1 protein-coding gene is annotated in these 258 nt (G+C 77.5%); it reads right to left on the reverse strand.

From position 1 onward, the window contains the following. On the reverse strand, window positions 1–258 hold a 258-nt coding region (locus tag ACSNOK_RS34970), incomplete at both ends, for a hypothetical protein (protein ID WP_436784727.1).

Below are 258 nucleotides of genomic sequence, written 5' to 3' on the forward strand. Positions count from 1 at the left end.
CCTTGGTGGCCTCGCCGACCAGCCGGGCGATCTCCGCCTTGGCGGTGCGGGCCCGCTGCTCGTTCTCCGACTCGGCGCTCGCCAGTCGCTTGGCGGCCGCGTCCTTCGCCTCGGCGAGCACCTTCTCGGCCTCGGCGCGCGCGGTGCGCAGCGCCGTCTCGGCCTCCTGCATCCGCTGCTCGGCGCCCCGGCTCAGCTCGGCGGCCTGCTGCCGGGCGAGATCGGCCTCGGCCGCGGTGGAGGAGCGCAGCGCCGTGG

The sequence above is a fragment of the Streptomyces sp. URMC 126 genome, assembly GCF_051386555.1.
Classification (GTDB): domain Bacteria; phylum Actinomycetota; class Actinomycetes; order Streptomycetales; family Streptomycetaceae; genus Streptomyces.